The 25,766-nt window shown below is 72.4% G+C and carries 23 protein-coding genes; 8 read left to right on the forward strand and 15 right to left on the reverse strand.

All coding sequences use genetic code 11. The annotated features are described in order from the left end of the window. Positions 1 to 44 precede the first annotated feature (44 nt). The 5 genes from AB0P25_RS10900 to AB0P25_RS10920 all read right to left on the reverse strand — a co-directional run bounded on the left by AB0P25_RS10900 (position 45) and on the right by AB0P25_RS10920 (position 4,664). Complete coding sequence (locus tag AB0P25_RS10900; protein ID WP_363807285.1) at positions 45 to 1,538, reverse strand: catalase; 1,494 nt, start codon at positions 1,536 to 1,538, stop codon at positions 45 to 47. A gap of 40 nt (positions 1,539 to 1,578) precedes the next feature. Continuing rightward, positions 1,579 to 2,022, reverse strand: coding sequence for a Fur family transcriptional regulator (locus tag AB0P25_RS10905; RefSeq protein WP_363807287.1), 444 nt, complete (start codon positions 2,020 to 2,022; stop codon positions 1,579 to 1,581). A gap of 30 nt (positions 2,023 to 2,052) precedes the next feature. Further along, positions 2,053 to 2,250 (reverse strand): hypothetical protein, encoded by a 198-nt coding sequence (locus AB0P25_RS10910; RefSeq protein ID WP_363807289.1) that lies wholly within the window; start codon positions 2,248 to 2,250, stop codon positions 2,053 to 2,055. An 86-nt stretch (positions 2,251 to 2,336) separates the two neighbouring features. Further along, the gene (locus AB0P25_RS10915) at positions 2,337 to 4,064 is read right to left on the reverse strand and encodes a sodium:proton antiporter (protein ID WP_363807291.1); all 1,728 of its coding nucleotides are present in this window, start codon (positions 4,062 to 4,064) and stop codon (positions 2,337 to 2,339) included. A 39-nt stretch (positions 4,065 to 4,103) separates the two neighbouring features. Then, the gene (locus AB0P25_RS10920; RefSeq protein ID WP_363807293.1) at positions 4,104 to 4,664 is read right to left on the reverse strand and encodes a helix-turn-helix domain-containing protein; all 561 of its coding nucleotides are present in this window, start codon (positions 4,662 to 4,664) and stop codon (positions 4,104 to 4,106) included. A gap of 156 nt (positions 4,665 to 4,820) precedes the next feature. Between AB0P25_RS10920 and AB0P25_RS10925 the strand changes: the two genes are divergently transcribed. Continuing rightward, positions 4,821 to 6,380: an MFS transporter gene (locus tag AB0P25_RS10925; RefSeq protein WP_363807295.1), complete on the forward strand. Its 1,560-nt coding sequence runs from the start codon at positions 4,821 to 4,823 to the stop codon at positions 6,378 to 6,380. 62 nt (positions 6,381 to 6,442) lie between these two features. On the opposite strand, the gene AB0P25_RS10930 is transcribed toward AB0P25_RS10925, so the two are convergent. Further along, positions 6,443 to 6,985, reverse strand: a complete 543-nt coding sequence (locus AB0P25_RS10930; protein WP_363807297.1) for a GIY-YIG nuclease family protein — start codon at positions 6,983 to 6,985, stop codon at positions 6,443 to 6,445. Between the two features lie 35 nt (positions 6,986 to 7,020). Then, positions 7,021 to 8,013 (reverse strand): class I mannose-6-phosphate isomerase, encoded by a 993-nt coding sequence (locus AB0P25_RS10935; protein WP_363807299.1) that lies wholly within the window; start codon positions 8,011 to 8,013, stop codon positions 7,021 to 7,023. A 79-nt stretch (positions 8,014 to 8,092) separates the two neighbouring features. Between AB0P25_RS10935 and AB0P25_RS10940 the strand changes: the two genes are divergently transcribed. Genes AB0P25_RS10940 through AB0P25_RS10960 form a run of 5 tightly spaced genes read left to right on the forward strand, consistent with a single transcriptional unit; the run spans position 8,093 to position 15,668 of the window. Further along, positions 8,093 to 11,137 (forward strand): FtsX-like permease family protein, encoded by a 3,045-nt coding sequence (locus tag AB0P25_RS10940; protein WP_363807302.1) that lies wholly within the window; start codon positions 8,093 to 8,095, stop codon positions 11,135 to 11,137. Beyond that, on the forward strand, positions 11,134 to 13,827 hold the full coding sequence (locus AB0P25_RS10945; RefSeq protein ID WP_363807304.1) for an FtsX-like permease family protein: 2,694 nt from the start codon (positions 11,134 to 11,136) through the stop codon (positions 13,825 to 13,827). Before AB0P25_RS10940 ends, AB0P25_RS10945 begins: the two co-directional genes overlap by 4 nt. Further along, on the forward strand, positions 13,824 to 14,756 hold the full coding sequence (locus tag AB0P25_RS10950) for an ABC transporter ATP-binding protein (protein ID WP_363807306.1): 933 nt from the start codon (positions 13,824 to 13,826) through the stop codon (positions 14,754 to 14,756). Before AB0P25_RS10945 ends, AB0P25_RS10950 begins: the two co-directional genes overlap by 4 nt. Further along, positions 14,743 to 15,495, forward strand: coding sequence for an ABC transporter ATP-binding protein (locus AB0P25_RS10955; protein ID WP_363807308.1), 753 nt, complete (start codon positions 14,743 to 14,745; stop codon positions 15,493 to 15,495). The genes AB0P25_RS10950 and AB0P25_RS10955 overlap by 14 nt, the downstream gene beginning before the upstream one ends. Before the next feature lie 35 nt (positions 15,496 to 15,530). Continuing rightward, positions 15,531 to 15,668, forward strand: coding sequence for a hypothetical protein (locus tag AB0P25_RS10960; RefSeq protein ID WP_363807310.1), 138 nt, complete (start codon positions 15,531 to 15,533; stop codon positions 15,666 to 15,668). Between the two features lie 109 nt (positions 15,669 to 15,777). On the opposite strand, the gene AB0P25_RS10965 is transcribed toward AB0P25_RS10960, so the two are convergent. Together AB0P25_RS10965 and AB0P25_RS10970 are read right to left on the reverse strand one after the other, a co-directional pair. Further along, a complete protein-coding gene (locus AB0P25_RS10965; RefSeq protein ID WP_363807311.1) occupies positions 15,778 to 17,070 on the reverse strand; it encodes an enolase C-terminal domain-like protein in 1,293 nt (430 codons plus the stop codon). An 88-nt stretch (positions 17,071 to 17,158) separates the two neighbouring features. Further along, positions 17,159 to 17,992 carry an oxidoreductase gene (locus AB0P25_RS10970; RefSeq protein ID WP_363807313.1) on the reverse strand — a complete coding sequence of 278 codons (834 nt, stop codon included), beginning with the start codon at positions 17,990 to 17,992 and terminating at the stop codon, positions 17,159 to 17,161. 85 nt (positions 17,993 to 18,077) lie between these two features. On the opposite strand from AB0P25_RS10970, the gene AB0P25_RS10975 reads away from it, so the two are divergent. Continuing rightward, a complete protein-coding gene (locus AB0P25_RS10975; RefSeq protein ID WP_363807315.1) occupies positions 18,078 to 18,668 on the forward strand; it encodes a helix-turn-helix domain-containing protein in 591 nt (196 codons plus the stop codon). A 15-nt stretch (positions 18,669 to 18,683) separates the two neighbouring features. Here the strand turns inward: AB0P25_RS10975 and AB0P25_RS10980 are convergent, their stop codons facing one another. From AB0P25_RS10980 to AB0P25_RS10990, 3 genes are read right to left on the reverse strand one after another with little or no spacing between them, the layout of a single operon-like run. Then, the gene (locus tag AB0P25_RS10980) at positions 18,684 to 19,382 is read right to left on the reverse strand and encodes a GntR family transcriptional regulator (protein WP_363807317.1); all 699 of its coding nucleotides are present in this window, start codon (positions 19,380 to 19,382) and stop codon (positions 18,684 to 18,686) included. Positions 19,383 to 19,440: 58 nt separating this feature from the next. Further along, entirely contained in the window at positions 19,441 to 20,421 is a 981-nt protein-coding gene (locus AB0P25_RS10985; protein ID WP_363807320.1) for an aldo/keto reductase, read from the reverse strand. Then, positions 20,421 to 21,530, reverse strand: coding sequence for a mandelate racemase/muconate lactonizing enzyme family protein (locus AB0P25_RS10990; protein ID WP_363807321.1), 1,110 nt, complete (start codon positions 21,528 to 21,530; stop codon positions 20,421 to 20,423). The genes AB0P25_RS10985 and AB0P25_RS10990 overlap by 1 nt, the downstream gene beginning before the upstream one ends. Positions 21,531 to 21,642: 112 nt before the next feature. Between AB0P25_RS10990 and AB0P25_RS10995 the strand changes: the two genes are divergently transcribed. Beyond that, a complete protein-coding gene (locus AB0P25_RS10995) occupies positions 21,643 to 22,479 on the forward strand; it encodes an amidohydrolase family protein (protein ID WP_363807322.1) in 837 nt (278 codons plus the stop codon). 169 nt (positions 22,480 to 22,648) lie between these two features. Here the strand turns inward: AB0P25_RS10995 and AB0P25_RS11000 are convergent, their stop codons facing one another. From AB0P25_RS11000 to AB0P25_RS11010, 3 genes are read right to left on the reverse strand one after another with little or no spacing between them, the layout of a single operon-like run. Further along, complete coding sequence (locus AB0P25_RS11000) at positions 22,649 to 23,920, reverse strand: alpha-hydroxy acid oxidase (RefSeq protein WP_363807323.1); 1,272 nt, start codon at positions 23,918 to 23,920, stop codon at positions 22,649 to 22,651. A 9-nt stretch (positions 23,921 to 23,929) separates the two neighbouring features. Continuing rightward, positions 23,930 to 24,676 (reverse strand): SDR family oxidoreductase, encoded by a 747-nt coding sequence (locus AB0P25_RS11005; protein ID WP_363807325.1) that lies wholly within the window; start codon positions 24,674 to 24,676, stop codon positions 23,930 to 23,932. Positions 24,677 to 24,704: 28 nt separating this feature from the next. Then, entirely contained in the window at positions 24,705 to 25,556 is an 852-nt protein-coding gene (locus AB0P25_RS11010; protein ID WP_363807326.1) for a fumarylacetoacetate hydrolase family protein, read from the reverse strand. Positions 25,557 to 25,766: the final 210 nt, after the last annotated feature.

Below are 25,766 nucleotides of genomic sequence, written 5' to 3' on the forward strand. Positions count from 1 at the left end.
TCCGACTCGGATTCGAGCATCTGCTCACCACTCGATCAGCCGGGCTACTCGGCGACGCCGACGTACTCGGCGGACTCGTTCGGGGTCTCGCCGCCCGAGGAGAGGCGGTCGCGCAGCAGGCGGCCGAGCGTCGCGTCGACGTTCGTCCAGTACTGGATGGCGCGCTCTCGGATGTCCTCGCGCTTCACGCCGCTGATCGCGCCCGAGATGGTGTCGAGGAAGCGCTCCTTGGCGGCGTCGTCGTACACCTCGCGGTAGAGGGTGCCGGCCTGGCCGAAGTCGTCGTCCTCGGCGTGCAGGGTCGCGGCCGAGCGCACGAGCGCGCCGTCCGACTCCCACGAACCGTCGCCCGCGCGCTCCGGCTGGGCCGCCGGGCCGCCGAAGGAGTTCGGGGCGTAGACCGGAGCGTCGGCCGGCTTGAAGCCGTGACGCAGCGATCCGTCCTGCGAGTAGTTGTGCACCGGTGCGACCGGGCGGTTGACCGGCAGCTCGTTGTAGTTGGTGCCGACGCGGTAGCGCTGGGCGTCCGGGTAGGAGAACACGCGCGCCATGAGCATCTTGTCGGGGCTGATGTCGATGCCCGGCACGGTGTTCGCGGGGGAGAACGCGGCCTGCTCGATCTCGGCGAAGAAGTTCTGCGGGTTCTCGTTGAGCGTGTGGACGCCGACCTCGATCAGCGGGTAGTCGCTGTGCGGCCACACCTTGGTGAGGTCGAACGGGTTGAAGCGGTAGGTCTTGGCGTCCTCGTAGGGCATGACCTGTACCGAGACCCGCCAGGCCGGGAAGTCGCCGCGCTCGATCGCCTCGTAGAGGTCGCGGCGGTAGTAGTCGGCGTCGGCGCCGGCCAGCTGCTCGGCCTCGACACCCGTGATCTCCTCGTTGCCCTGCAGCGAATGGAAGTGGTACTTGACCCAGAAGCGCTCGCCGGCGGCGTTGATCCACTGGTAGGTGTGCGAGCCGTAGCCGGGCATGGTGCGCCACGAGCGCGGCAGGCCGCGGTCGCCCATGAGGTAGGTGACCTGGTGGGCGGACTCGGGGGACAGGGTCCAGAAGTCCCACTGCATGTCGGCGTCGCGCAGCCCCGAGCCCGGGAGGCGCTTCTGCGAGTGGATGAAGTCGGGGAACTTGATCCCGTCGCGGATGAAGAACACCGGGGTGTTGTTGCCGACGATGTCGTAGTTGCCCTCGGTCGTGTAGAACTTCACCGAGAAGCCGCGCACGTCGCGCCAGGTGTCGGGGGAGCCCTGCTCGCCGGCGACCGACGAGAAGCGGTGCAGGGTGCGCGTGCTGGTGCCGGGCTGGAAGACCGCGGCCTTCGTGTACGCGGTGACGTCGCCGGTGACGACGAACTCGCCGAACGCCCCGCCGCCCTTCGCGTGGACGATCCGCTCCGGGATGCGCTCGCGGTTGAACTGTGCGAGCTTCTCGACGAGATAGCGGTCGTGCAGCGCGGTGACGCCGTCGCGCCCTGCCGTCAGCGAGTGCGCGTCGCTGGCGACCGGCGTGCCGGTCTGGGTGGTGGTGTAGTCGTCCGACATGGTTCTCCCTCTGTGGTGACGTACGCTCGCGGACGAGCGCCTAGTGGTGCGGAGCGGGCGCGGCGGCGCGCTCCTGGCAGGACGGGCACAGGCCCCAGAACGTGACCTCGGCCGTGTCGATCGCGTAGCCGCCCGCTTCGGACGGGTGCAGACACGGTGCATGCCCGACGACGCAGTCGACGTCGGCGACGGCTCCGCACGAGGTGCAGACCACGTGGTGGTGGTTGTCGCCGATCCGGCGCTCGTACCGCGCGGCGGAGCCGGCCGGTTCGATACGCCGGAGCAGTCCGGCGGCGGTCAGATCGCCGAGCACGTTGTGCACGTTCTGGATGGAGGTGCCCGGCAGGGTGCGCAGCACCGCACCGAAGACGGTCTCGGCATCGGCGTGCGGCCGCTGGGCCAGCGCTTCCAGCACTGCCAGTCGCCCGCGCGTCACCTTGAGACCGGCCCCGCGCAGCGTGTGCTCGAGCCCCGCCGTGTCCATGCTTCGACCCTAGCGGGATGTTTTGAATAACTAAAAATACGACGAAAGCCGGGCGTGGCGTTCCGCCGCGACCGCGCTCCTCCGGCCGCGCACCAGCTCCTGCTCGCGTGCGAGCGACACCGGGCCGATCGCGTTCTGGATGGTGCGCAGCGCATCGCCTTCGTTGCTCGCCTCCACGGCAACGACCATGCGTCGCTGGTCGCCTTGACGGATCACTGTGAGCTCCATGATTCCCTCGTCTCCGGCACTCCCTAGCGTGCCTTCACCCTTCAAGACGAGGGAGGGGTGCGGGTCATGACGGTAGAACGCGAAGTTCACCGCGCGCGGGACCGCAGGCGCGTCTCCTCGATGTCGAGGAGCGACTGCGCCTCCGTCAGAACGCGCGACGGGTACGACCCGCGGGCGCGCTCCAGGAGCAGGCGCGTTCGCTCCGCATCCACCACCGCGAGCCGCAGCGTCCGGTACACGTGGTGCGGCCGGTTCTCGGGCGTCGGGTCGCTGACCAGCGTGCGCTCCCACGCGGATTCGGCGCGCAGGTAGGAGGACTGCCGCACACGCTCCACCACTTCGGGATCGATGGGCGCGGTCGTCCCCGCGGCGGTCTCCGGGTCGTCGAGCACCGCGAGCCCGGCCTCGCTCAGGTCGTCGAGCAGCTGGGCCAGCAGGCGGCGGTCCTCGCCGACGTCGGCGCCCTGCAGGCCCAGCGCGCGGATCAGCCAGGGAAGGGTCCCGCCTTGCAGCACGAGGCTGACGAACGCGACTGTGAAGGCGATGAGGATGAGCTGCGGGCGGTACGGGATGCTGCTCGGCAGCGACTGCGCGGCCGCGAGCGTCACCACGCCGCGCATCCCGGCCCAGCCGAGCACGACGCCGCCGCGCCAGTCGATCGCCTCCTGCCGGTACTCCTCCAGGTCGCTGCGGTGGCGCTCGTAGCGCTGCTCGGCCCGCTGCTTGCGCAGCGCCTGCCACCGGTAGCGCACCGGATGGTCGCGGAAGTAGCTGATCATCAGCCATTCCCTGAGCACGGAGCGCTCGGCGCGCTCCGCCCGTCTTCGGAGGCTGAGGATGAGCGGGACGATCAGAATGAAGCGGATCACGATCAGCGACAGCAGGGCGATGAGGCCGAGGCCGACCGCGTCCCAGACGCTCAGCACCTCGGGGTTCTCGACGTCGGCGACCAGCGTGCGGAGCTCCAGGCCGATGAGCAGGAAGACGCCGTTCTCGAGCAGGAATTGGATGGTCCGCCAGTTGATCGCGTCGCTGATGCGCGCCTGGGCGCTGAACTGCTGCGGCGCCGCGTGGCCGGTGTACAGGCCGGTGATGACGACCGCCAGCACGCCCGACCCGTGCAGCGCCTCCGTCGGCGCGAAGGCGGCGAACGGCACGACGACCGACAGCGCCGTGTCGAGCACCGGGTCGCTGAGCTTCGAGCGCACCCAGACCGAGACGAAGCCGACGACGAGTCCGATGACCGCGGCGATGACGACCGCGCTCAGGAAGTCGAGCACGCCGGCCCACGGCGTGGTCAGGGCGCCGAGCGCCGCCGCGAGAGCGGTGCGCAGCAGCACCAGGGCGGTCGCGTCGTTGACCAGCCCTTCGCCTTCGAGCACGGTCAGGAGGCGCGGCGGGAGACCGAGCTTGCGTCCGATGGAGGTGGCGGCCACGGCGTCCGGTGGGCTGATGATCGCACCGAGCGCGACCGCCGCCGCCAGGCTGAGGTCCGGCAGCATCGTGAACAGGACGAAGCCGGACGCGAACGCCGTGATGATCACGAGCACGATCGAGAGGCCCGCGATCGGCGCGAGATTGCGCCGGAAGTCGGTGAGCGGGACGCTGATCGCCGCCGCGTAGAGGATGGGCGGGAGGAGGCCGTCGAGGATGATCTCCGGCGGCACCTCGATCTCGGGAACGCCCGGCAGGAACGACAGCACGACGCCGACGACGACGAGGATGATGGGCGCGGCGACGCCCAGCTTGCGGGCGAACGCGGCCACGCCGACGATGACCGCGACGGCGATCACCGCATAGACGCCCAGCTCCATCTCCTCAGCGTACGGGAGCGGGGTACTGCGCGGCGCGGTTCAGCGGGCGCGGAGGCCGTCGACCGCCATGGCGATCACGCGGTCGCGCTGCGCGTCGTCCTCGAAGGCGACGCCGGCGATCCCGGACACCATGCGGATGACGTCGCCGATCGTGGCGTCGTCGCGCAGTTCGCCCGCCTCCTGTGCCCGCCGCACCAGCGGCTCGCCCGCGTCGTAGAGGGAGGTGCGGCAGCTCATCAGCACCTCGCTGTCCTTGTTGAGTCCTTCGATGAGCGCGCGCTTGGTGCCGACGTAGGTCACGAAGCGGCGCAGCCAGGCCTCGACCGCCTCCCAGGGCTCCAGCGAGCCGGCCTCCTCGGCCGCGCGGACGACGGCGGCGACCTCGTCGATGTAGACCGCCTCCACGAGAGCGTCGCGGGTGGGGAAGTTGCGGTAGAGCGTGCCGATGCCGACACCCGCACGGCGGGCGATGTCCTCGAGGGGGGCGCCCGGTCCCTGCGCCGCGAACGCCTCGCGCGCAGCGGTGAGCAGCGCGTCGAAGTTGCGGCGGGCGTCGGCCCGCTGCGGGCGGGCGACGGTGGGGGTCTCGGTGCCGGTCACGGCGGGGTCCTCTCGGGTCGACGGAAAACGGGGCTTGCAAACCGGAGGCATCCTCCGGTACTGTGGAACCAGTAACCGGAGGAACCCTCCGAACGGAGCCTCCCTCCAATTGTACGCCTTTTCGGCATCTCCTCGAGAAACGGAAACCACCGGATAATGTCTCGATCCCACCCGGGCCTGACCTTCGCCATCCTGGCGCTCAGCGTCGGCTCCTTCGCGACGCTCCAGTCGCTCGTCGTCCCCGTCCTCCCCATCATCCAGTCCGACCTGCACACCACCACCGCGGGCGTCACCTGGACGATGACCGCCTGGCTCATCGCCGCCGCGGTCGCCACCCCGCTGCTCGGGCGGGTCGGCGACCTGGTAGGCAAGCGCCGCATCCTCGTCCTCGCCCTCCTCGCCGTCGCGCTCGGCAGCGTGGTGGCCGCGGTCGCGCCCACCATCGGTGTCGTGATCGCCGGCCGCGTCATCCAGGGCCTCGGCGGCGCCATGTTCCCGCTCGCCTTCGGCATCATCCGTGACGAGTTCCCCGCCCGCCGCCTGCCCTCGGCCATCGGCGCGATCGCCTCCATCATCGCCATCGGCAGCGGTCTCGGGACGGTGCTCGCCGGTCCGCTCGCCGCAGCCCTCAGCTGGCGGGGACTGTTCCTGCTCCCCGTCGTGCTGACCGTCACCGCAGCCGTGCTCGCCCTCATCTTCATCCCCGAGTCGCCGACCCGCGCGACCGGCGGCGTGAACCCGTGGGCGGCGGTCCTGCTGTCCGGTTGGCTCGTCGCCCTGCTGCTCCCGCTCAGCACGGGCGCGCAGTGGGGATGGTCGTCGCCGGGCGTCATCGCCCTGTTCGCCGCTGCGGCCGTGCTCCTCGCGGCCTGGGTCGTGGTCGAGCTGCGCTCGCGGCACCCGCTGGTCGACATGCGGCTGATGCGGGAGCCGGGCGTCTGGTCGATGAACGCCGCCGCGATCTTCATCGGCGCCTCCATGTTCGCCGTGTTCGCCTTCTTCCCGCGCTTCGTGCAGACCCCGGTCTCGACCGGCTACGGCCTGGGCGCCTCGGTGGCGGAGTCCGGGATGCTGATGCTCCCGATGCTCGTGACCATGGCCGTGACCGGCTTCATCAGCGGACCGCTCGCCCGGTTCGTCGGCTTCCGCTCGCAGATCGTGCTGTCGGCCGTCGTCATGGGGGCCGCCAGCCTGTCCCTCGCGTTCCTGCACGGCTCGCTCGTCGCGGTCGCCGCCGCCTCCGGCCTCTTCGGCGTCGGCCTCGGACTGATCTACGCGGCCATCACGAGCGTCGTGGTGCAGAGCGTCCCGCCGACCCAGACCGGCATCGCGAGCGGGATGAACGCCAACCTGCGTACGGTCGGCTCGGCCGTCGGCGCGGCGGTGATGACCGCGCTGGTGACCGGCACGATCGCCCCGGACGGCCTGCCCGCCGAGAGCGGCTACACCGAGGGCTTCGCGACCGCCGGCGTGCTGGCACTCGCCGCGGGTGCGGTGACCGTCGTCGCCGTCTTCATCATGCGTGCCCGTAGCGCGGCCGTGGCGGAACCGGTCGCGGTCGACCCGGCCACCGCCGATGTCGAGGCCGCCGGAGAGCTGGCGCTGCTCGCGGACCCGTCGCTGGCGGAAGCGGCCGACATGGCCCGCCTGGCCGCCAAGGTCGACGCCGACTCCGGTCGGGCGGACACCCGCCGGGAGACGCTCGAGGTCGCCTGACACCTCCGATCGCACGACAGGGCCGCGGATCCGCTCCGCGGCCCTGTCGCGCATCCACGGCCTCAGCCGTGGAGAGCGGCCGCCTCGCTGCGCCAGCGCGCGAGCAGCGCCCACGGGTCGGGTGCGCCCTGCCGCATCCGCTCGACGTGGGCCAGGAGCGCCGCGTCGGTCTCGAACCACTCGGTGCCCGGGATGCGCAGGGACGCGTACTCGGCGTGCCTCCGCTGTTCGAGCATCCGGTCGCCGCGCTCGAACGCCAGCACCTCGTCGTGGGGGAGGGCGGCGAACCGCTGAGCCGGGTTCGCGGTGGTGCCGATCTTGATCCGGTCCCGGTAGCGGAGGTAGTAGACCACGTCGACCCGGGACGCCGAGCCGGAGTCGGGCGGCGGCTCGCCCAGCCGCCACTCGCACACGGCGCAGAGCCATCCCGAGGGATAGCGGACCCCGAGCCGCGAGCCGCAGAAGGCGCACGGCGAGGGCAGGACGTCCGTCACACCGAGGTCGGCATCCACCCAGTCGTGCGCTTCGAGCAGGTGGGCGAGGCACAACGCCAGCGGCGCGCCGGGGTGCGCAGGCCGGCCGCAGAGCGCGCAGGGCGTGTCCATGCCGCGAGGCTAGCCCCGGCCGCCGACAGCGCCGGTCAGCGCGGCGGCAGGCAGCGGATGAGGTCCAGGTCGCCGCTCAGCGCGACCGGCCCGTCGCCGTATGCGGTGAGGACCGTCGCGCCGCGCTGCAGCGGGAGGGAGGAGTCGGCCGTCTCGAGCGTGCCCGAGCCGTCGAGCACGACCAGCACGGAGAAGGAGGCGTCGAGCTCCCGGTGCCCGGCGACGTGGATGCGCTGGGCGCCGAAGAACGGGTCCGCGTCGGCGGGGAACAGCGTTTCGGCACCGCGACCCTGACGCAGGTGCTGGATGCGTTCGGCGGGCGTGATGTCGCGCACCAGGCCGTCGATGGCGGTGTCGAGGTCGAGTCCGAGCAGCGCCTCCCGTTCGGTCAGCGTGCGCCGCTCGAGCAGGACCGACAGGTCGGTCGGCTGCTGCAGCTCGACGAGGGTGACGCCGGGTCCGATCGCGTGCGCGAGTCCCGCGGGGACCAGGAGGGTGTCGCCGGCCGACAGCGGGACGCGGTTCATCGCGTCCACCATGGCGTCCGCGTCCTGCCCGTCCCACCAGCCGCGCACCTCGGCGTCGGTGACCGCGCGCCGGAAGCCGAGCCCGGCGTACGCGTCGGGGGCGGCCTCGATGATCGCCCACGCCTCCGTCTTGCCCAGCGGGCTGTTCAGGTGCGCGGCGGCGAACGCGTCGTCCGGGTGGTAGTGCACGAACAGCCGCTCGGCGGTGTCGAGCAGCTTCACCAGCAGCATCGTCCGCGGCCCGTAATGACGCACGTGCTCCTCGCCGAGGAAGCGCAGGGGATCGGCGGCGACGGTCTCGCGCAGGGTGGTCCCGTCCGGCAGCACCGTCAGCCCGACGCCGCCGCCCGCGAACACCTCCGTGGTCGAACCGACGAAATCCTCCGGCGTGAACGGGGTCGGCTGCTCGGTGCCGCGGAACCGGGCGATACCCGCACCTCCGCGGTAGGGGCGGTCGAGCGGTTGGTTCGGGCCGAGGAGGAGGGGTGTCGCGGTGCTCACCGTCAGCAATCTAGTCCTCCGCCGGACACGGGTGGCGCACACCGCCATCCCGGGCGCGGAGGCACGCTACGTTGAGGGAATGCGTGCGGGGGACGGTCGATCGGGTCGCGCCCGGTCGTTCTGGCCCCAGCGCAGCAGGGCTCAGGCGGGTGCGCTGGCCGCGACCGGCCTCGTGGTGGTCGTGGTGGCCTTCCTCGCCTCCGTCATGACCGGCCTCGCACTGCGCTCGCCGGACACCGCGGTGCGCGCGACGGTCACAGAGGAGCCCGCCGCCGTCACCTCGCTGGCGCTGCAGGCGACGCGCTCGACGGATGCGGTGACCCAGGACGAGGCCGTCCGTCGCGTGATCCACGAGCAGTTCCGGGGCGCATCGGTTCGGGTGGCGGCGACCGCTTTCGTCCCGTCGGCCGCGGTGACCGGCGGAGGGTCGGCACTGCTCCTGGTCGCCTCCGACGCCCTGCGCGCCGAGGTCGAGCCGACCGAGGGCCGGTGGCCGTCGGCGGAGACGGACGTCGCCGTCGACACCGCCTTCGCCCGCGCCCACGGGGTCTCGGTCGGCGATGCGCTGGTCTTCGCGGGCCCGGACACTGCGGTCCCCGTCACGGTGACCGCGCTCTGGCGCCCCGCGGACCCGGGGGCGCCGGCCTGGCTGGGGCTGGGCGACGGCGCTGAAGGGACGGACGGCCGCGTGATCGTGTCCGACGCGGTCGCGCAGGCCTCGGGCGACGGGACCTCGGCGCAGTGGGTGCTCACTCCCGACGCCGCGAAGGTCACATCCGCGCAGCTGCCGCGCCTGCGTTCCGGTTTCGACGGCGTCGCCGACGCGCTGAGCGAGGAGCCGACGGCGGCGGCCAGCCCCTTCTCGTCGAGCGGGCAGGGCGCGGCGACGGTCGCGGCGATGCAGCGGTCGGTGGTCGCGCTGCAGGCGGTCATCCCCGTGCCGCTGACGGTGCTCGCGGTCTGCTCGATCATCGCGCTCGTCCTGCTCGGGCAGCTGCTCGCCGGCGCTCGCCGGGTGGAGACGCGCCTGCTGCGGTCACGCGGGATGACGGTCCGGGCGCTCGCCGTCGCGTCCGCTCTCGAAGCCGCCGTCATCGCCGTGGTCGGCGTGGCGTTCGGCGCCGCGGTCGCTCAGGTCGTCCTGCTTCCGCTGGTCGGTGGCCCGGCGCCGGGTGCCTCCGGTGTCGTGGATGTCGCGGTGCCCGCTCTCGCGGCGCTGCTGACCGCTGTGCTCGCGGCCGTCGTCACCATGGTCGTATCGGTGCGGTCGCTCACCGACGCTCCGGGAGCGGTGGAGGCGGGACGCTCGCGCACCGCGGTGTCCGCCGGGCTCGCCGTGCTCGCGGTGATCGCCGCCGCGGTGACACTGTGGCGATTCGTCGCGTTCAGTTCGTCCGGCTCCCTCGCCGACGGGACGGCGGGGGTGGACCCCGCGGGCGTCGTGGCGCCGGCGGCGGTGCTGTGCGCCATCGCGCTGGTGGGCCTCTCGCTGTTCGGGCCGGCCGCCGCGGCCGTCGAACGGATCGCCGGGCGCGGGCGGGGTGTCGCCCGGGTGCTCCCCGCGCGGCAGGTCGGGCGCGGGATCGCGCTGTTCGCCGGTCCAGTCGCGCTCATCGTCCTCGCGGTGGGCTCCCTGAGCTTCGCTGCGGGATACGCCGGGACGTTCGCCGGCTTCCTCCGCGACTCGACGCTGCTCGTCCAGGGAGCCCCGGTGCGTGCCGATCTCGGTGCGAGCGGGAGCCCGCGCTCGTCCTCCGACCTGTCGCCGGCGGCCGCGCTCCAACGTCCGGGCATCACGGCCTCGCCCGCGATCGTGGACGACGCGACGGTGGGCGACACGGACGCGGCGCTGGTGGTCGCCGACACCGGCGTTCTCCCCGCGCTCACGCCGGTCGGGGCGTATCTGTTCGACGGGAGAGCGGCGGCGTCCGCGTTGAATGCCTCACGCGGCATACCGGGCGCCGACCTGTCGTCCGGCACCTCCGCGCTGCGCCTCCGGGTAGCCGCGACCGCCGGATCCGGCACGGTGAGGGCGACGGCGGTCACGGCCTGGCTCGCCAGCGACGCCGGCGAGGTCGTTCCCGTCACGGCATCCGTCGCGCCCGACGGGATCGCATCCCTCGCCGTCCCGTCGAGTCGCGCCGACCGCCTGGTCGCGCTCGACGTCGCCGTCGCGCCCGTCGGCGCCGTAGAGGTGAAGGTCGCGGTGACCGGCCTGCCGCACGCGTCCTCCGCCTGGACACTCGCGCCCGAAGCGTTCGGTTCATCGACGCCCTTCCACCCGGCAGGCGTCGCCTCCGCCTCCGCCGCCGCGCTCGACGCGCCCGCCTCGGTGCGGTTCGTGGCGGGCGATTCGGCCCCGCTGCGGTTCGCGGTGACGATGGCGCTGGCCGCCGACGACGACCTCGCCGTCGGCCGCCGGATCGAGGTGCGTTCGCCGGCGGGGGACCTGACCGGCACGGTGGCCCGCATCGTCGCCGCCGTTCCCGGTACGGCGTCGGAGCGGGCCGTCCTCGCCGACTACGCCGCCGTCTCCGCGCACCTGCTGCGCACCACTCCCTCGGCGACCCGCGCCTCCTCCGTCTGGGCGTCGGGCGGCGACACGTCGGCGGTGGCGACCGCCCTGTCCCGGGCCGCCGGGCCTGAGGCGGTCGTCACCACCGCCGACGGCGGGTTCGTCTCGCGCTTCCTCGGCGGCGCCGTCCTCAGCACCTGGCTGGGAGCGGCGGGATGCGCGGTGCTGGCACTCGCCGCCGTCGCCGCGGCCGTCTCGTCCGCGCTCCGCCGCCGCCGCGGCGAGGTCGTCGTGCTGCGCGCCGTGGGACTGTCCGGCAGGCAGCAGGCATGGACGCGACGCCTGGAGGTCATCGGCGTGAGCGTCGCCGCCGGGGTCTTCGGCCTCCTCGGCGGCGTCGCCGTCGTCCTCCTCGTGGGCAACACGCTCGCGCGGCTCTCGGTGGCGACCGCGCCGTCCACCCTCTCGGTGCAGGGACGAGTGGATCCGGTCGGCCTCGGACTCGGGCTGCTCGCCCTCGCCGCCGCACTCGCCGCCGCCGTGTGGGCATACGGATCAGCGGTCCGGCGACAGGCCGCCGACACCGGCTACCGGGAGGAGACCCGATGAGCCGGGAGGTGAGCGACGCGCGGCTGTTCCTGCGCTCGCTGCGCGCGCACGCCGGGGGACTCGCGCTGCTCGCCGCGGTCGCCCTGGTCGCCGCGGCCGCGCTGGCCGCGTGGCCGCGGGCGGTGAGCGGCATCCTCGGCGCGGAGCTGCGGCACGACCTCCAGCAGTCCGGGGCCGGCGGCCGTGACCTCAGCGCCCCCATCCGCACCGGCTTCCTGTCGGCCGGGCCGATGGTCGATCCGGCGCCGCTCTGGGAGCAGCTGCCGGCGATCGGCGCGTCCGTGCGCAGCGCGATGAGCCCGGCGCTCCGCGCGGTCACGACGACCGCCGACTCCGCGGCCCGCAGCGATGAACTGCCGACGGCATCTCCCGCCGACGCGCGTCCCCTCGACCACTACGGCGTCTCGCTGGAGGCGTACCGGGCGCTGCGGCAGCAGGCGCGGCTCGAGCAGGGCGCGTGGCCGTCGGCGGCGGCGGCGGGCGCACCGGTCCCGGTCGTGGTCACCACGGCGACCGCCAAGCTGCTCCAGTGGAAGGTCGGCGAGACCCGCGAAGCGTCGGGCGGGCACGACGGAACGCTGATCCTGCGCCTCGCTGGAACGATCGCGCCGAGGGACACCGCCGCCGACTTCTGGGACCTCGACCCGGTCCGCGACCTCGGCCACGTCTCCGGCGGCGGCGACAGCCCGAAGAGCTTCGTCGGCGTCGCCTGGGTGGCGCCCTCCGCGTGGCCGGACCTGGCACCGCGCTTCGACGCCACCACGGCCGCGATCTGGTATCCCGTCGTCCCCGACCGCTTCACCGCCGAGACGCTGCCGGCCGTGCGGAGCGCGCTGGGCGGCTTCCTCGCCTCGCCTCCCGTCACCGGCGCCGGCGGGGCGAGCGTGCGGCTCCCCTTCGCGACCGCCGTGCAGCAACCCCTCGACGACTTCGTCGCGCGAGCGCAGCCGGCGCAGACGCTGTTCGCCATCCTCCTCAGCGGGCCGCTCGTGGTCGCCCTGGCCGTGCTCGCCCAGGGGGCGCGCCTCGTCGCCGAGCGCCGGAGACCCGCCCTGGCTCTCGCCATCGCGCGCGGAGCGTCCCCGGGGCGGCTGCGCGCCGAGCTCGCCGCGCAGGGCGCCCTCGTCTCGGTCCCGGCGGCGGCGGTCGGCTTCGTGATCGCGCTGCTGGCCACCCCCGGCGCGCAACCCCTCGCGGTGCCGCTGGCGCTGGCCGCCGTGGCCGCGTTCCTCCCGCCGATCGCGCTGGTCCTCGCCGCGGGTCCGCTGGATCCCGCGGTGCGGGCGACGCGCCGCCGCCCCCGCTGGACCTGGGTCGCCGAGGTCGTCGCCGTCGGCCTCGCGGTGCTCAGCGTGGTGCTCGTGTCGCGTCGTGGACTGTCGTCGACCGGGGCCGGCCTGACGGTCGATCCACTCGCCGCACTGACTCCGGTGCTGGTGGCGATCGCAGCGTGCGTCCTCGTGGTGCGGCTCACCCGCCTCCCGCTCGACGGGCTGGCTCGCGCCCTGCACCGCGGTCGCGGTCCCGTCGCCTTCGTCGGCGCGTCCGGGACGCGCGGGGCGGGCTCCGGTGTGCTCTGGCCCGTCTTCACCCTGGTCGCCGGGGTCAGCATCGCCCTGTTCTCGGTCAGCATGCTGGCGACGGCCGGCGCGGGGCTCGCCGAGGGCGCGCGCATCCGGGTCGGCTCCGACCTCTCGCTGACCGCCGCGTCGTCGCTCAGCGAAGCCCAGGTGGATGCGGTGAAGCGCCTCGACGGCGTCGAGCGGACGGCGACGGTCGACTGGGCCGGGGGTGTGCGCATCTTCGCCGGCGGGGTGACGTCGGACGTCTCCGGGTACCTCGTCGACCCCCGGGAACTGGATGCGGTCCAGTCGGGTCTGCCGCCGGACGCGCGTCTCTCGGCCGCGCTCACCGGCGGCATCAGGGGTCGCACCGGTGCCGCGCTGGGCGGTTGGGCCAGCCAGCTGCCGATCACCAGCGCCCTCATCGTCACCGGCGGCACCAACGTCCATCTCGCCGTGACCGAGCTCGATCACCTGCCGGGCGTGTACGTGCGCGACGGCGAGTGGGTCTTCCTCGACCTGACCACGCTGCCCGCGACGAGTGGCGTCACCGGCGAGCCGCAGACCGTCCTGGTGAAGCTGGCGCCCGGCGCCGACGCCGCCCGCGTCCACGCCGAGCTGCAGCGGATCGGCGGGTCTGGCGCGCTCGTCGGAGATGCGATCGCGGAGCGCGACAGCCTCCGGGACGCGCCGCTCGTCTCCGGGACCGAGCAGGTCGCGCTGCTGTCGATCGCCTTGACCGTGCTGCTGTGCATCGCCGCGCTGCTGCTGACGCTCGTGCTCAACACGTCGGCGCGCATCCGGCTGGTGGCGACCCTGCGGACCATCGGGTACAGCTCGCGCCAGACCGCCGGCGTGCTGGCCTGGGAGCTCGGGCCCGTGCTGGTGATCGGCCTGGCGGCCGGAGCCGTCGTCGGGCTGCTGCTGCCCGCCGTCGTGCTCGACCCGCTCGACCTGCGCGGCTTCACGGGCAGCCCCGTCCAGCCGCCGGTCGTGCAGGATCCGCTGCTCGTCGCGGCCGCGCTCGCCGGGTTCGCCGTCGTCGCGGCCGTGGCCACCATCGTCGTGCTCGCCGGAGCGCGCCGACGCTCGCCGGCGACCGTGCTGAGGAACGCAGGAGGAGAATGACCACCGTGACCCCTGACCGTGTCGACTCGGCCGCCCGCGCCGACTCGGCCATCCGCTGCGCCGACCTGGTCCGCATCTTCACCGCCGACGGCGTCGAGGTCCAGGCGCTCCAGGGACTGACCCTGCGCGTGGACAGCGGCGAGCTCGTCGCCATCGTCGGCGCCTCCGGCTCCGGCAAGTCGACGCTGCTCGGCATCCTGTCGGGGCTCGACAAGCCGACCGCCGGTTCCGTTACCGTCGCCGGACGCGACCTGCTCGCGCTCGGCAGCAGGGAGCGCATCGACTACCGGCGCCGTACCGTCGGCTTCGTCTGGCAGCAGACCTCGCGCAACCTGCTCGGCTACCTCACCGCGCGCGAGAACCTGGCGCTGGCGATGTCCGTCGCGCGCACCCCCGACCGTGAGCGCCGCGCCACCGCGCTGCTCGACCTGCTGGAGGTGTCGCACTGTGCCGACCGGCGGCCGACCGAGATGTCGGGCGGCGAGCAGCAGCGCGTCGCGATCGCGGTGGGCCTCGCCAACGAGCCCGCCGTCCTGCTCGCCGACGAGCCGACGGGCGAGCTCGACGAGGCGACGAGCGCCGACGTGCTGGAGGCGATGCGCGGCGTGAACCGCGAGCTCGGCGTCACGACCCTGATCGTGACGCACGACCCCACCGTCTCCGAGCACGTCGCCCGGACCGTCCAGATCCGCGACGGCCGCACGGCGACCGAGGTGCTGCGGCGCACCGGCGTCAACGAGCACGGCGACGAGCACACGGTGGCCGAGGAGTTCGCGGTGCTCGACCGCGTCGGCCGGCTGCAGCTGCCGCAGGAGTACCTGACGACGCTCGGGATGCGCGAGCGCGTCCGCCTGGCGCTGGAGCAGGACCATGTCGGCGTCTGGCCGCACGCCGATGGGGCAGGGGAGGACGACCATGACCGACGCTGACGACCGCGAGCCGCTGCTCGTCGCCGAGGGCGTCTCGCGCAGCTTCGAGACGGCGGCGGGCACCGCGACGGCGCTCGTGGACGCGAGCGTGACCGTTCATCCCGGCGAGCTCGTCGTCGTGAAGGGGCCGTCCGGCTCGGGCAAGACGACCCTCCTCAACGTGCTGAGCGGCCTCGACCGGCCGACCGGCGGCACGGTCCGCCTCGACGACGTGGAGCTGACCACCGCGTCCGAGGCGCAACTCGTGGACCTGCGGCGCCGGAGCACCGGATTCGTCTTCCAGTCGTTCGGCCTCGTCCCCGTGCTCTCGGCGGCGGAGAACGTCGAGCTGCCGCTCCGCCTGCTCGGGGTCGCCGCGGACGAGCGGGACGCGCGCGTCGCCGCGCTCCTCGACAGCGTCGGCCTCGCCCAGCACGCCAGGCAGCGCCCGACGGAGCTCTCCGGCGGCCAGCAGCAGCGCGTCGGCATCGCGCGGGCCCTGGCCGCGGACCCCCGCATCCTCTTCGCCGACGAGCCGACCGGCCAGCTCGACAGCATGACCGGGCGCGCCGTCATGGACCTCCTGGTCGACCTCGTCCACGGCCAGGGCATCGCGGCCGTCGTCACCACGCACGACCCGCTGCTCATGGCCCGCGCCGACCGCGTCCTGGAGCTGCACGACGGGCGCCTCGGCGGCGGGGCGCGGCGTCGCGGCCGGCATGCGCTCGAGCTGGATGCCGTGGCGGCCGTCAGCGGTTAGCATCGCGGCAGGACGACAAGGTAAGGGGACACGAGATGCGTCACGAACGACGGGAACGCGAGGCGGCCGCAGCGGCCGAAGCCGAGGCCGAGCAGGCGGTCGCCGCCACCGAGACCGACGACGCGTTCGTGGATGCGGACGAGTCGCTCGAGGAGGACGAGGAGCGCCCCTGACGCGCGCGAGCCGCGGCATCGGGGGACCGGGGGCGAGCGGATGCCGTCGTTCGCGCATGAAGGCGGCATCCGCCCGCTCCCGGCGCCCCGTGCCGGGACCGGGCCGACGTCAGGTGAGCAGGGCCGCGTCCACGGTGTGGTCGCGGAGGGACGACGCCAGCATCTCCATCCCGGTTCCGGGAGCGAGCGGCGCCTGATAGCGGCCCCGCTCGAGCAGCACCGGCGTCACGAAGTGCTCGTGCAGGTGCGCGGTGTACTCGATCATCCGGCCCTCCTGGCTGCCGGAGACGGCGACGAAGTCGAACATCGAGAAGTGCTGCACCGCCTCGCACAGCCCGACTCCGCCCGCGTGCGGGCAGACCGGGACGCCGAACTTCGCGGCGAGCAGCAGGATGGCGACGTTCTCGTTCACGCCGGCCACCCGGGTGGAGTCGATCTGCACGATCGCGGCCGCCTCCGCCTGCAGCAGCTGCTTGAACAGCACGCGGCTCATCCCGTGCTCGCCGGTCGCGATCGGCACCGGCGCCACGGCGCGCGCGATCGCAGCGTGAGCCAGCACGTCGTCCGGGCTGGTCGGCTCCTCGACCCAGGCGAGGTCGAACGGCTCAAGGGCGCGGATCCACTCGATCGCCTGGTCGCGGTCCCAGCGCTGGTTCGCGTCGATGGCGATCCGGACGCCCGGGCCGACCTCGTCGCGGGCGATCCCGAGGCGACGGATGTCGTCCTCGAGCCGGTCCCCGACCTTGAGCTTGATCTGCGTGAAGCCCTCGTCGACGGCCTCGCGGGCGAGCCGGCGCAGCTTCTCGTCGGAGTAGCCGAGCCAGCCCGGCGTCGTCGTGTAACCGGGGTAGCCGGTGGCCAGGAGCTCAGCCTCGCGCGCCGCCCGCCCGGGCTCGGCAGCGCGGAGCAGGTCCAGCGCCTCCGCCGGCGTCAGCGCGTCGGTGAGGTAGCGGAAGTCGACCAGGTCCACCAGCTCCTCCGCCGTCATCCGGGCCAGGAGCTGCCAGAGGGGGAGTCCGGCGCGCTTGGCCTTGAGGTCCCAGAACGCGTTCACGACGGCGCCGATCGCCATGTGCATGACGCCCTTCTCGGGCCCGAGCCAGCGCAGCTGCGAGTCGTGGACGAACTCCCGCCAGAAGCCGCCGAGGTCGTCGAGGATCGCTTCGACGTCCCGGCCGACGACGCGGTGCGCGACGGCGTCGATGGCGGCGACCTGGACGTCGTTGCCGCGCCCGATGGTGAAGACGAACGCGTGACCCTCGTGGCCGTCGCCGGCGTCGGTGGTGACGCGCAGGTAGGCGGCGGAGTAGTCCGGGTCCGGGTTCATGGCGTCCGAGCCGTCGAGCATCGCCGACGTCTCGAATCGCACGTCCAGTGTCTCGAAGCCGGTGACGATGCTCACTCCGTTGTCCTTCCGATCGACTGACCAATATCCTATTGGATATAGTGCTCCTCGTGGCAACAGCAGATCGGCCGGCTGCAGCTCCCGGTCAGTTGCGGGGCATCCCGACCGCGCGGCGGATGAGCGTGTCGAACGCGCGATCCCCGAGAATGCGGCGCGCGGCGATGAGCGGCTTGGCGCCGAAGCCGACGGCGTAGCGCGTCTTCGGTCTCGAAGCGCCGACCGCCGTGCTGATGGCATCCGAGATGACAGAGGGCGGAGAGTTGCGGGTGGTGTTCGATTCGGACCGCAGGGATTTCGCGACGGCAGCGGCCTGGGCGGCGTACGGGCCGGAGGCGGATGATCTCTCGAGACCGTCGGCGGCGATACCGCCCCATTCGGTGGCGATGCCGCCCGGCTCGATCACGACGACGTCGATACCGAACGGCGCGACCTCCAGGCGCAGGCAGTCGCTCAGGGCCTCGAGGGCGAACTTCGTACCGTGATACCACCCGCCGAGGGGCGTGTAGATCTTCCCGCCCATCGAGGAGATGTTGACGATGGTTCCGCTGTGCTGTGCGCGCATGTGCGGCAGCACGAGTTGGGCGAGGCGCATCGCGCCGAAGACGTTGACCTCGAACTGCCGGCGGGCCTCCTCCATCGGGACGTCCTCGATCGCGCCGTACGAGCCGTAGCCGGCGTTGTTGACGAGGACGTCGATCCGCCCCGTCTCGGCGATGATCGTGGCCACGCCGCCGGCCATCGAGTCCTCGTCGGTGACGTCCATCGCGAGCGGGCGGATGCCGACGGAGCTGAGTCCCTGGAGGCGGTCGGCGCGCCGGGCGGCGCCGTAGACGGTGTAGCCCAGACTCTGGAGCTTCCGGGCGGTGGCTTCGCCGATGCCCGATGAGGCGCCGGTGACAAGGGCGGTCTTGGTGGTCATGTGCTGCTCCTGCGGTAAAGTGAATGGTGGTTCACAATTATCATGAACCACAGTTCACTTAAGTGCAAGCGGCGCCAGGAGACCCATGACCAGCCAACAACGACCGATGAGGGCGGACGCGGTGCGCAACCGGGCCAGGATCCTCGACGCGGCGCGGTCGCAGATCGCCGAGCACGGACCGGACGCCGGAATGGACGAGATCGCCGCCGCTGCGGGCGTCGCCGTGGGGACCCTCTACCGGCACTTCCCGACCAAGACCGATCTGGTCGCCGCTGTCGTCGCCGAGTACACGGAACAGCTGACGGTCGAGGCGCAAGCGGCCCTCGCGCGCGCCAAGAGCCAGGGGCGCCCTCTGCACGAGCTCACGCGCTTCCTCCTCGAGGTCATCCGGGTCTCGGCCATGAACGAGGCCGTCAAGAGCGCCGCCCCTGCTCTGGGGACCGCGTCCGTCGGCGACGACACGCGTGCCGCTGCAGCACTGAGTGAGCTGATCGCCCTCGGCATCGACGCCGGGACCGTCCGCTCCGACCTCACCGTGGACGACATCTACGCGCTCGTTCTCGCGGCACCGCTCGACCAACCGGACGCCGTCCGCCAGCGATGGGCACAGCTCGTCCTTCCGGGACTGACGGCTATCGCGGCCACCATCGACCTGGATGCCGAATCACCTCTGTGACCCGCGTCAGCCGGCCTACTCCGCCTCGGCCAGGCTCGCCGAGATCCGCGCGTACGACTTCGCGATGTGGTCGAGCATCGCCTGCTCGGCGGAGGCCGGGTCACCGCTGCGCAGCGCCCTCAGCACGGCCTCGTGCTCGCCGGAGGTCTCATCCACCACTCCGTGCTTGAAGTAGATGCGGTACTGGTGCATGTGCGAGCGCAGCCGCGCGATGGCATCCGTGAGCAGCGCGTTGCCCGCGTGCTCGGCGATGAGGCGGTGGAACTCGGCGTCCTGGTTCGCGAAGTCCCGGTAGTCCTTGAAGCGGTCGTCGCCGGACTGCGACGCCTGCCCACTGCGGTGCATGGCCTCGCACAGGTCCTCCAGCTGCTGCAGCGTCTCCGCATCCAGCTCGCCTGCGGCCTTGCCGGTCGCGTACGGCTCCAGCAGACGCCGCATCTCGAACAGCTGGCGGAGGCCGTCGCTGTCGAGCAGTGGAGCGGCGGTGTAGCCCTTCAGCGCCTTCTTGACGACCAGCCCCTCCGACTCCAGCCGCGCGAGCGCTTCGCGCACCGGGGTCGGGGACACGTTCAGCTGGCGGGCGATGCCGTCGATGCTGGCGCGGCTGCCCGGCTCGATCACCTGGTCCATCAGCAGACCGAGCACGGCGTCGTACACGTCGTCCGCCAGGGCGCGCCGCGCCGGCAGGAAGTGCTCGCCGGAGGGGATCGTCATGTGCACATCCTAGGTCTGAGCGGGCCGCTCCAAGAGGATAGAGGATGCAGGATCGCCGTCACGCGAGCAGCCCCTCGGCGGCGAGCTCCGCCCAGACGGCCTCCGGCACGGTCGGCGCCGCCAGCCCCGCGTTCCGCTCGATCTGCTCGGGGGTGTCCGCACCGAGCACGATCGTGGAGACGGCCGGATGGCGGAGCGGGAACTGCACCGCGAGCTGCGGGACGCTCACGCCGTGACGCTCCGCCACCTCCGCGATGCGTTCGACCCGCGCGATCAGCTCGGGCGAGGCCGCGCCGTACTCGAACGTCGCGTCGGCGCGCGGGCGCTCGGTCGCCAGGATGCCCGAGTTGAACACGGCGGCGACCGCGACCGACACCCCGCGCTCCTGCGCCGCGGGCAGCAGGTCGCGCTCGGCGGACGGGTCGAGCAGCGTGTAGCGGTTGGCGCACATCACGATGTCGAGGTCGGTCTCGCGGACGAAGCGCGTCAGCATCCCGGTCTGGTTCATCCCGGCGCCGTAGGAGCGGATGACGCCCTGCGACCGCAACTCGTCGAGCGCCGGGAACGCGCCCTCCAGAGCCTCCCGCTCGAACTCGTCGGGATCGTGGACGAACAGCACGTCGATGCGGTCGACCCCCAGCCGCTCCAGCGAGTCCTCGACCGAGCGGAGGACGCCGTCGCGCGAGTAGTCGCGGCGGCGCCGGCGGATCGTGGGCACATCGAACAGGTTCGCGACGTCGGTCTCGCCCGGCCGGTGGTCCGGGTTCGGCTCGAGGACGCGGCCGACCTTGGTGGAGAGCACGTACTCGTCGCGCGGCACGTCGCGCAGCCCGGCGCCCAGTCGCTCCTCCGCCAGGCCAAGCCCGTAGTGCGGGGCCGTGTCGAAGTACCGGATGCCGGCCTGCCAGGCTGCGGGCACGATGCGCGGCCAGACGTCATCCGGGCGCGCGGCGAACAGGTTGCCCAGCGCCGCGGAGCCGTAGCCGATCGGTCCGACGGTCAGGCCGCCCCGTCCGAAGGGCCGCGTGGTCTGCTCCATCAGGCCACCCGCCGGTCGTCGACCGCGTCCAGGTCCCACTCGATGCCGAGCCCCGGCGTGGAAGGCGCGAGGGCCCGCCCGTCGCGGACCGCCATCTCTGAGCGCGTCACGGCGCGCAGCTGCGGGATGTGCTCCAGGTAGAGCGCGTTGGGCACCGCGCAGCACAGCGATACGTGCAGCTCCATGAGGAAGTGCGGAGCGATGGACACGTTGAACGCCTCAGCGAGGTGCGCCACTTTGAGCCAGGGCGTGATGCCGCCGACGCGGGCGACATCCACCTGGACGATGGACGCGGCCCCGGTCTGCAGGTACTCGCGGAAGTGGCCCACCGAGTAGATCGACTCGCCGACCGCGACCGGCACCGTCGTGGACGACGCCAGCCGCCGGTGCCCCGCGACGTCCTCGGCGGGCAGCGGCTCCTCGAACCAGAAGATGTCCAGCTTCTCGAACAGCGCCGCGCGCCGGATGGCCTCCGCCGCGGTCATCGACTGGTTCGCGTCGACCATGATGTCCATCCGGTCGCCGACGGCCTCGCGGACGGCGAGCAGCCGCTCGTAGTCCTCGTGCGCCCGCGGCTTGCCGACCTTGATCTTCACCCCGCTCAAGCCCCGAGCCTGCGACTCGAGCGCCTGTGCGACGAGCTCGTCCGTCCCGAAGTGCAGCCAGCCGCCCTCCGTGTCGTAGAGCGGGATGCTCGGCTGGGCGCCGCCCGCGGCCACCCAGAGCGGCAGCCCGGCGGCCTTGCATCGCGCGTCCCAGACGGCGGTGTCCACCGCGGCGAGGGCGAGCGACGTGATCAGCCCGACGGTCGTCGCCCGGGTGGAGGAGAACAGCGTGCGCCAGACGTCCTCGGGGCGGTTCACATCCAGTCCGATCAGCACATCGAGCAGCGTCTCACGGAGGAGGCTCAGGACGGCGGCGCCGCCGGTGCCGATCGTGTAGCTGTAGCCGATCCCCTCGACGCCGCCGGCGGTGCGGAGGCGGACGAAGATCGTCTCCTGCTTGAGGAACGACTGCACGGCGTCCGTGCGGACCGTCTCGACCTCCAGGTCGCTGAGCCACGCCTCGGCGCTGAGGATCGTGCCGTCGACGGGTGGGGTGAAGGTCATGGGTCGTCCTGTTTCGTTCGAGCGGGAAAGGGATGCTATTGGCTATAGGATATGGAAAGGGCCTCGCGGGTACAACGCCGCCCGCATGCGTTCGACGACGAAGGGGGACCAGGTGGCCACGATCGACGCGCACCTCCACCTGTGGGATCTGGGGCACGGCACGTACTCCTGGCTGTCCGACGCGGTCGCGCCGATCAACCGCACGTTCGCGTTCGCCGAGGTCGAGCCGCAGCTCGCCGCCGCCGGCGTCGACCGCGTGGTGCTGGTGCAGGCGGCGGATACCGCGGATGACACCGCGGCCATGCTCGCCGTGGCCGCCGCGCAGCCGCGGGTGGCCGGCGTGGTGGGCTGGATCGACCTCCTGCAACCGGACGCGGTCGCGGGCGCGCTGGACCGCTCGGCGGCCGAAGGGCCGCTGGTCGGAATCCGGCACCTCATCCACGACGAGGCGGATCCGGACTGGCTGACGCAGGACGCCGTCCACCGTTCGCTCGCCGTGCTCGCCTCCCGCGGGCTCGCCTTCGACGTGATCGGCGTGCTGCCGCGCCACCTCGAGCACGCGCTCGCGCTCGCCGACGAGCAGCCGGACCTCCGCCTCGTCGTGGACCATCTCGGTACGCCGCCGGTGGGTTCGGAGCCGGGGGAGTGGGCTCGCCTGATCGACGAGCTCGGCCGCCGACCGAACGTCTTCGTGAAGCTGTCCGGCCTCACGACGCTCGGGCCGTCCGGCCGTGCTACCGCGGCGGAGCTGAGCCCGTACGTCGACCGCGCGCTCGCCGCCTTCGGTCCCTCCCGGATGCTGTACGGCGGCGACTGGCCCGTCTCGACCCTCGCCGCCCCGTACGACGACACGATCGCGGTCGCCCGCGACCTCGTCGCGGCCCTCACCCCTGCCGAGCGCGACGACGTCTTCGGGGGCGCCGCCGCTCGCGCCTACCGCCTCCCCTGAGCAGGAGATTCAGGCGCCCGGCGCCCGAAAGTCCGGCACGACCGCCTCCCGTCGGAGTTTGGGCGCCCGATCTCCGACGCTGCGCTTCGCGGCCCCTCGCCCCGCTCCCGCGGGATTCCTGCTGAATGTGCGCTATTCGTGACGAATAGCGTCGATTCGGCACGAATGGCTAGGCACCGGCATGCTCCGCGGGCTCGGTGGCGGTGCTGCGGCGGAGGGGCTGCAGGCGGGTGAGTTGGGTGACGTGGTGCGGGCCGAGTTCGGCGAGGGTGCGCACCTGGAGGAGTTTCATGGTGCGGGTGATCTGGTCGGTGAGGATCTGGATGGTGCGGTCGACACCTTCCCGTCCGCCGGCCATGAGGCCGTAGAGGTAGGCGCGGCCGATGAGGGTGAACTTGGCGCCGAGGGCGTAGGCGGCGATGATGTCGGCGCCGTTCATGATGCCGGTGTCGATCGCGATCTCGGTGTGCTGGCCGACCTCTCGCGCCACCTCGGGGAGCAGGTGGAACGGGATCGGCGCCCGATCCAGTTGCCGGCCGCCGTGGTTCGACAGCACGATCCCATCCACCCCGAGGTCGGTCAGCTTCTTCGCATCGTCGAGGTTCTGCACCCCTTTGATGACCAGTTTCCCGGGCCAGAGGGCGCGGATCTCGGCGAGATCGTCATAGTCGATCGACGGATCCATCGCCGCGTTCAGCAGGTCCCCGACGGTCCCGCCGGTCGCAGAGAGGGACGCGAACTCCAGCTTGGGGGTGGTGAGGAAGTCGTACCACCACCACGGGCGCGGGATCGCGTTCACGATCGTTCCCAACGTGAGCTGGGGTGGGATGGAGAACCCGTTCTTCTTATCCCGCAACCGTGCCCCGGCGACCGGGGTGTCCACGGTGAAGAACAGGGTGTCGAACCCCGCAGCCGCCGCCCGTTCGACCAAGCCGTAGGAGATCTCCTTCTGCCGCATCACATACAGCTGGAACCAGTTCCGCCCGTGCGGGTTCGCCGCCTTCACCCCCTCGATCGAGGTCGTCCCCAGCGTGGACAGGGTGAACGGGATGCCAGCCGCCCCAGCCGCACCGGCACCCGCGGTCTCCCCTTCGGTCTGCATCAACCTCGTGAACCCGGTCGGGGCGATCCCGAACGGCAACGAAGATGGACCACCCCAGATCTCACACGACGTATCCACGGTCGACACGTCATGCAGGATCGACGGGTGGAACTCCACATCCTGGAACGCCTGCCTCGCCCGCGCGAGTGACAACTCGCCCTCCGCGGCCCCTTCGGTGTAGTCGAACGCCGCCTTCGGAGTCCGCCGCCTGGCGATCCGCGCCAGGTCCTCGATCGTCAGCGCCGACTCCAACCGCCGCTTCTTCAGATTCAGCTCCGGCTTCTTGAACTGCATCAACTCCAGCAGCTCGGCCGGGGGCGGCATTTGACGGTCAACCATGAGAACGTCTTACCTCCGCGGCCGCAGCGAGTACATCCCGCCGTCGACCGGCAGGATGACGCCGTTGCTCGACCCGGAGGTGGGCGACGCCAGATACGCGACTGCCTCGGCCACCTCCTCGGGCCGAACGAGGCGCCCGCTCGGCTGGCGAGCCTCGAGGGCGGCGCGCTCCGCGTCCGGGTCGGCCGCCGAGTCGAGCAGCCGGCCCACCCACGGCGTGTCCGCGGTTCCGGGCGCGACCGCGTTCACGCGGATCCCGAGTGGGAGGCAGTCGGCGGCGATGGCGAGCGTCATCGCCGAGATCGCGCCCTTCGACGCCGCGTACAGCACCCGCTGCGGCAGCCCCGCCCAGGCGACGATGGAGCTGGTGAGCACCACCGCGGGCGCGGGCGACTCCCGCAGGTGCGGCATCGCGTGCCGGACCGTACGCGCCGAGCCGATGACGTTCACGTTGAGCACGCGCATCCACTCGTCGTCGTCGTTCGCCTCGATGTCGCCCTGCGCGCCGATGCCCGCGTTCGCGATCACGATGTCGAGGCGGCCGGCCTGCTCCACGACGGACGCGATCGCGTCCCGCACGCTCGCGTCGTCGCCGATGTCGCAGCGGATTCCGGTGTGCGGCGCCGCCACGGCGTCCGGGGCGAGGTCGAGGGCGAACACGCGCGCGCCCTGCGCGGCGAGCTCGTCCGCGATCGCCTTGCCGAGGCCCGATGCGCCGCCCGTGACGGCGGCGACGAGCCCATCGAAGTGCGACATCCTTGTCTCCCTTGCGTTGCGTGAGTGGTCAGAGTGCGGGGCGTACCGTGGAGCGCTGCGCGCCGAGGCCGTCGATCTCGACCTCGACCACGTCGCCCGCCGCGACGTACGGGAAGCGCCCGGACAGGCCGACGCCCTCCGGGGTCCCGGTGTTGATCAGGTCGCCCGGCTCCAGCACGGTGAAACGGCTGAGCCGGTACACGATCTCGGCGACGGAGAAGATGAGGTCGCTCGTGGAGGAGTCCTGCCGGGGCTCGCCGTTGACCCGGGACCGGATGCCCAGTCCCGACCCGTCGCCCACCTCGGCGGCCGGGACCAGCCACGGGCCCAGCGGATTGAAGGTCTCGAAGCTCTTGCCCTTGCTCCACTGCCCGAGCGAGCGCTGCAGCTGGTACTCGCGCTCCGAGACGTCGTTCGCCACCGCGAACCCGGCGATGTGCTCCAGGGCCTGCTCCGGAGACTCCAGGTAGCGGGCGCGCGTGCCGATCACCGCTGCGAGCTCCACCTCCCAGTCGGTGGTGGTGGACCCGGGCGGCAGCAGGATGTCGTCCTCCGGACCCGCGACCGTGTTCGGGTGCTTGTAGAACACGACGATGTCGGTGGGCGGCTCGGAGCCGGACTCGCGCGCGTGCGCCGCGTAGTTCATCCCGATGCAGATGACCGCCTGCGGCCGGGCGATCGGGGCGCCGATGCGGAGGCCCGCGGTGTCCAGCTCGGGCAGCTCTCCCGCGGACGCAGCCGCCTCGGCGCGGTCGAGCCCGTCGGAGGCGAGGAACGCGCCGTCGATGTCGCTGGTCAGCGGGCGGAGATCCCAGGTCGTGGTGCCGTCTCCGACGGCGGGGATCTCGGCGCCGACGTCGCCGAGGCGCATGAATCGCATCGAGGGTCCTTTCGGTCGCGTACCGCGGTCGAGCTTATTGCTATTTCCTATAGGAATTCAATCCACCTCCAGACGCAAGGTGGTGAGTGTGCCTCTAACTGGGGTACAAACCTGTCCGCAAAAAAGGGGACAAACCCAGATTCGCGACGTATCGTGCAGGGAAATGAGCATTGCTCATTCGACTGCTCTGACGATGCGTCCCCGACCGGA

This window comes from Leifsonia sp. NPDC077715 (genome assembly GCF_040686855.1).
Lineage (GTDB): Bacteria > Actinomycetota > Actinomycetes > Actinomycetales > Microbacteriaceae > Leifsonia.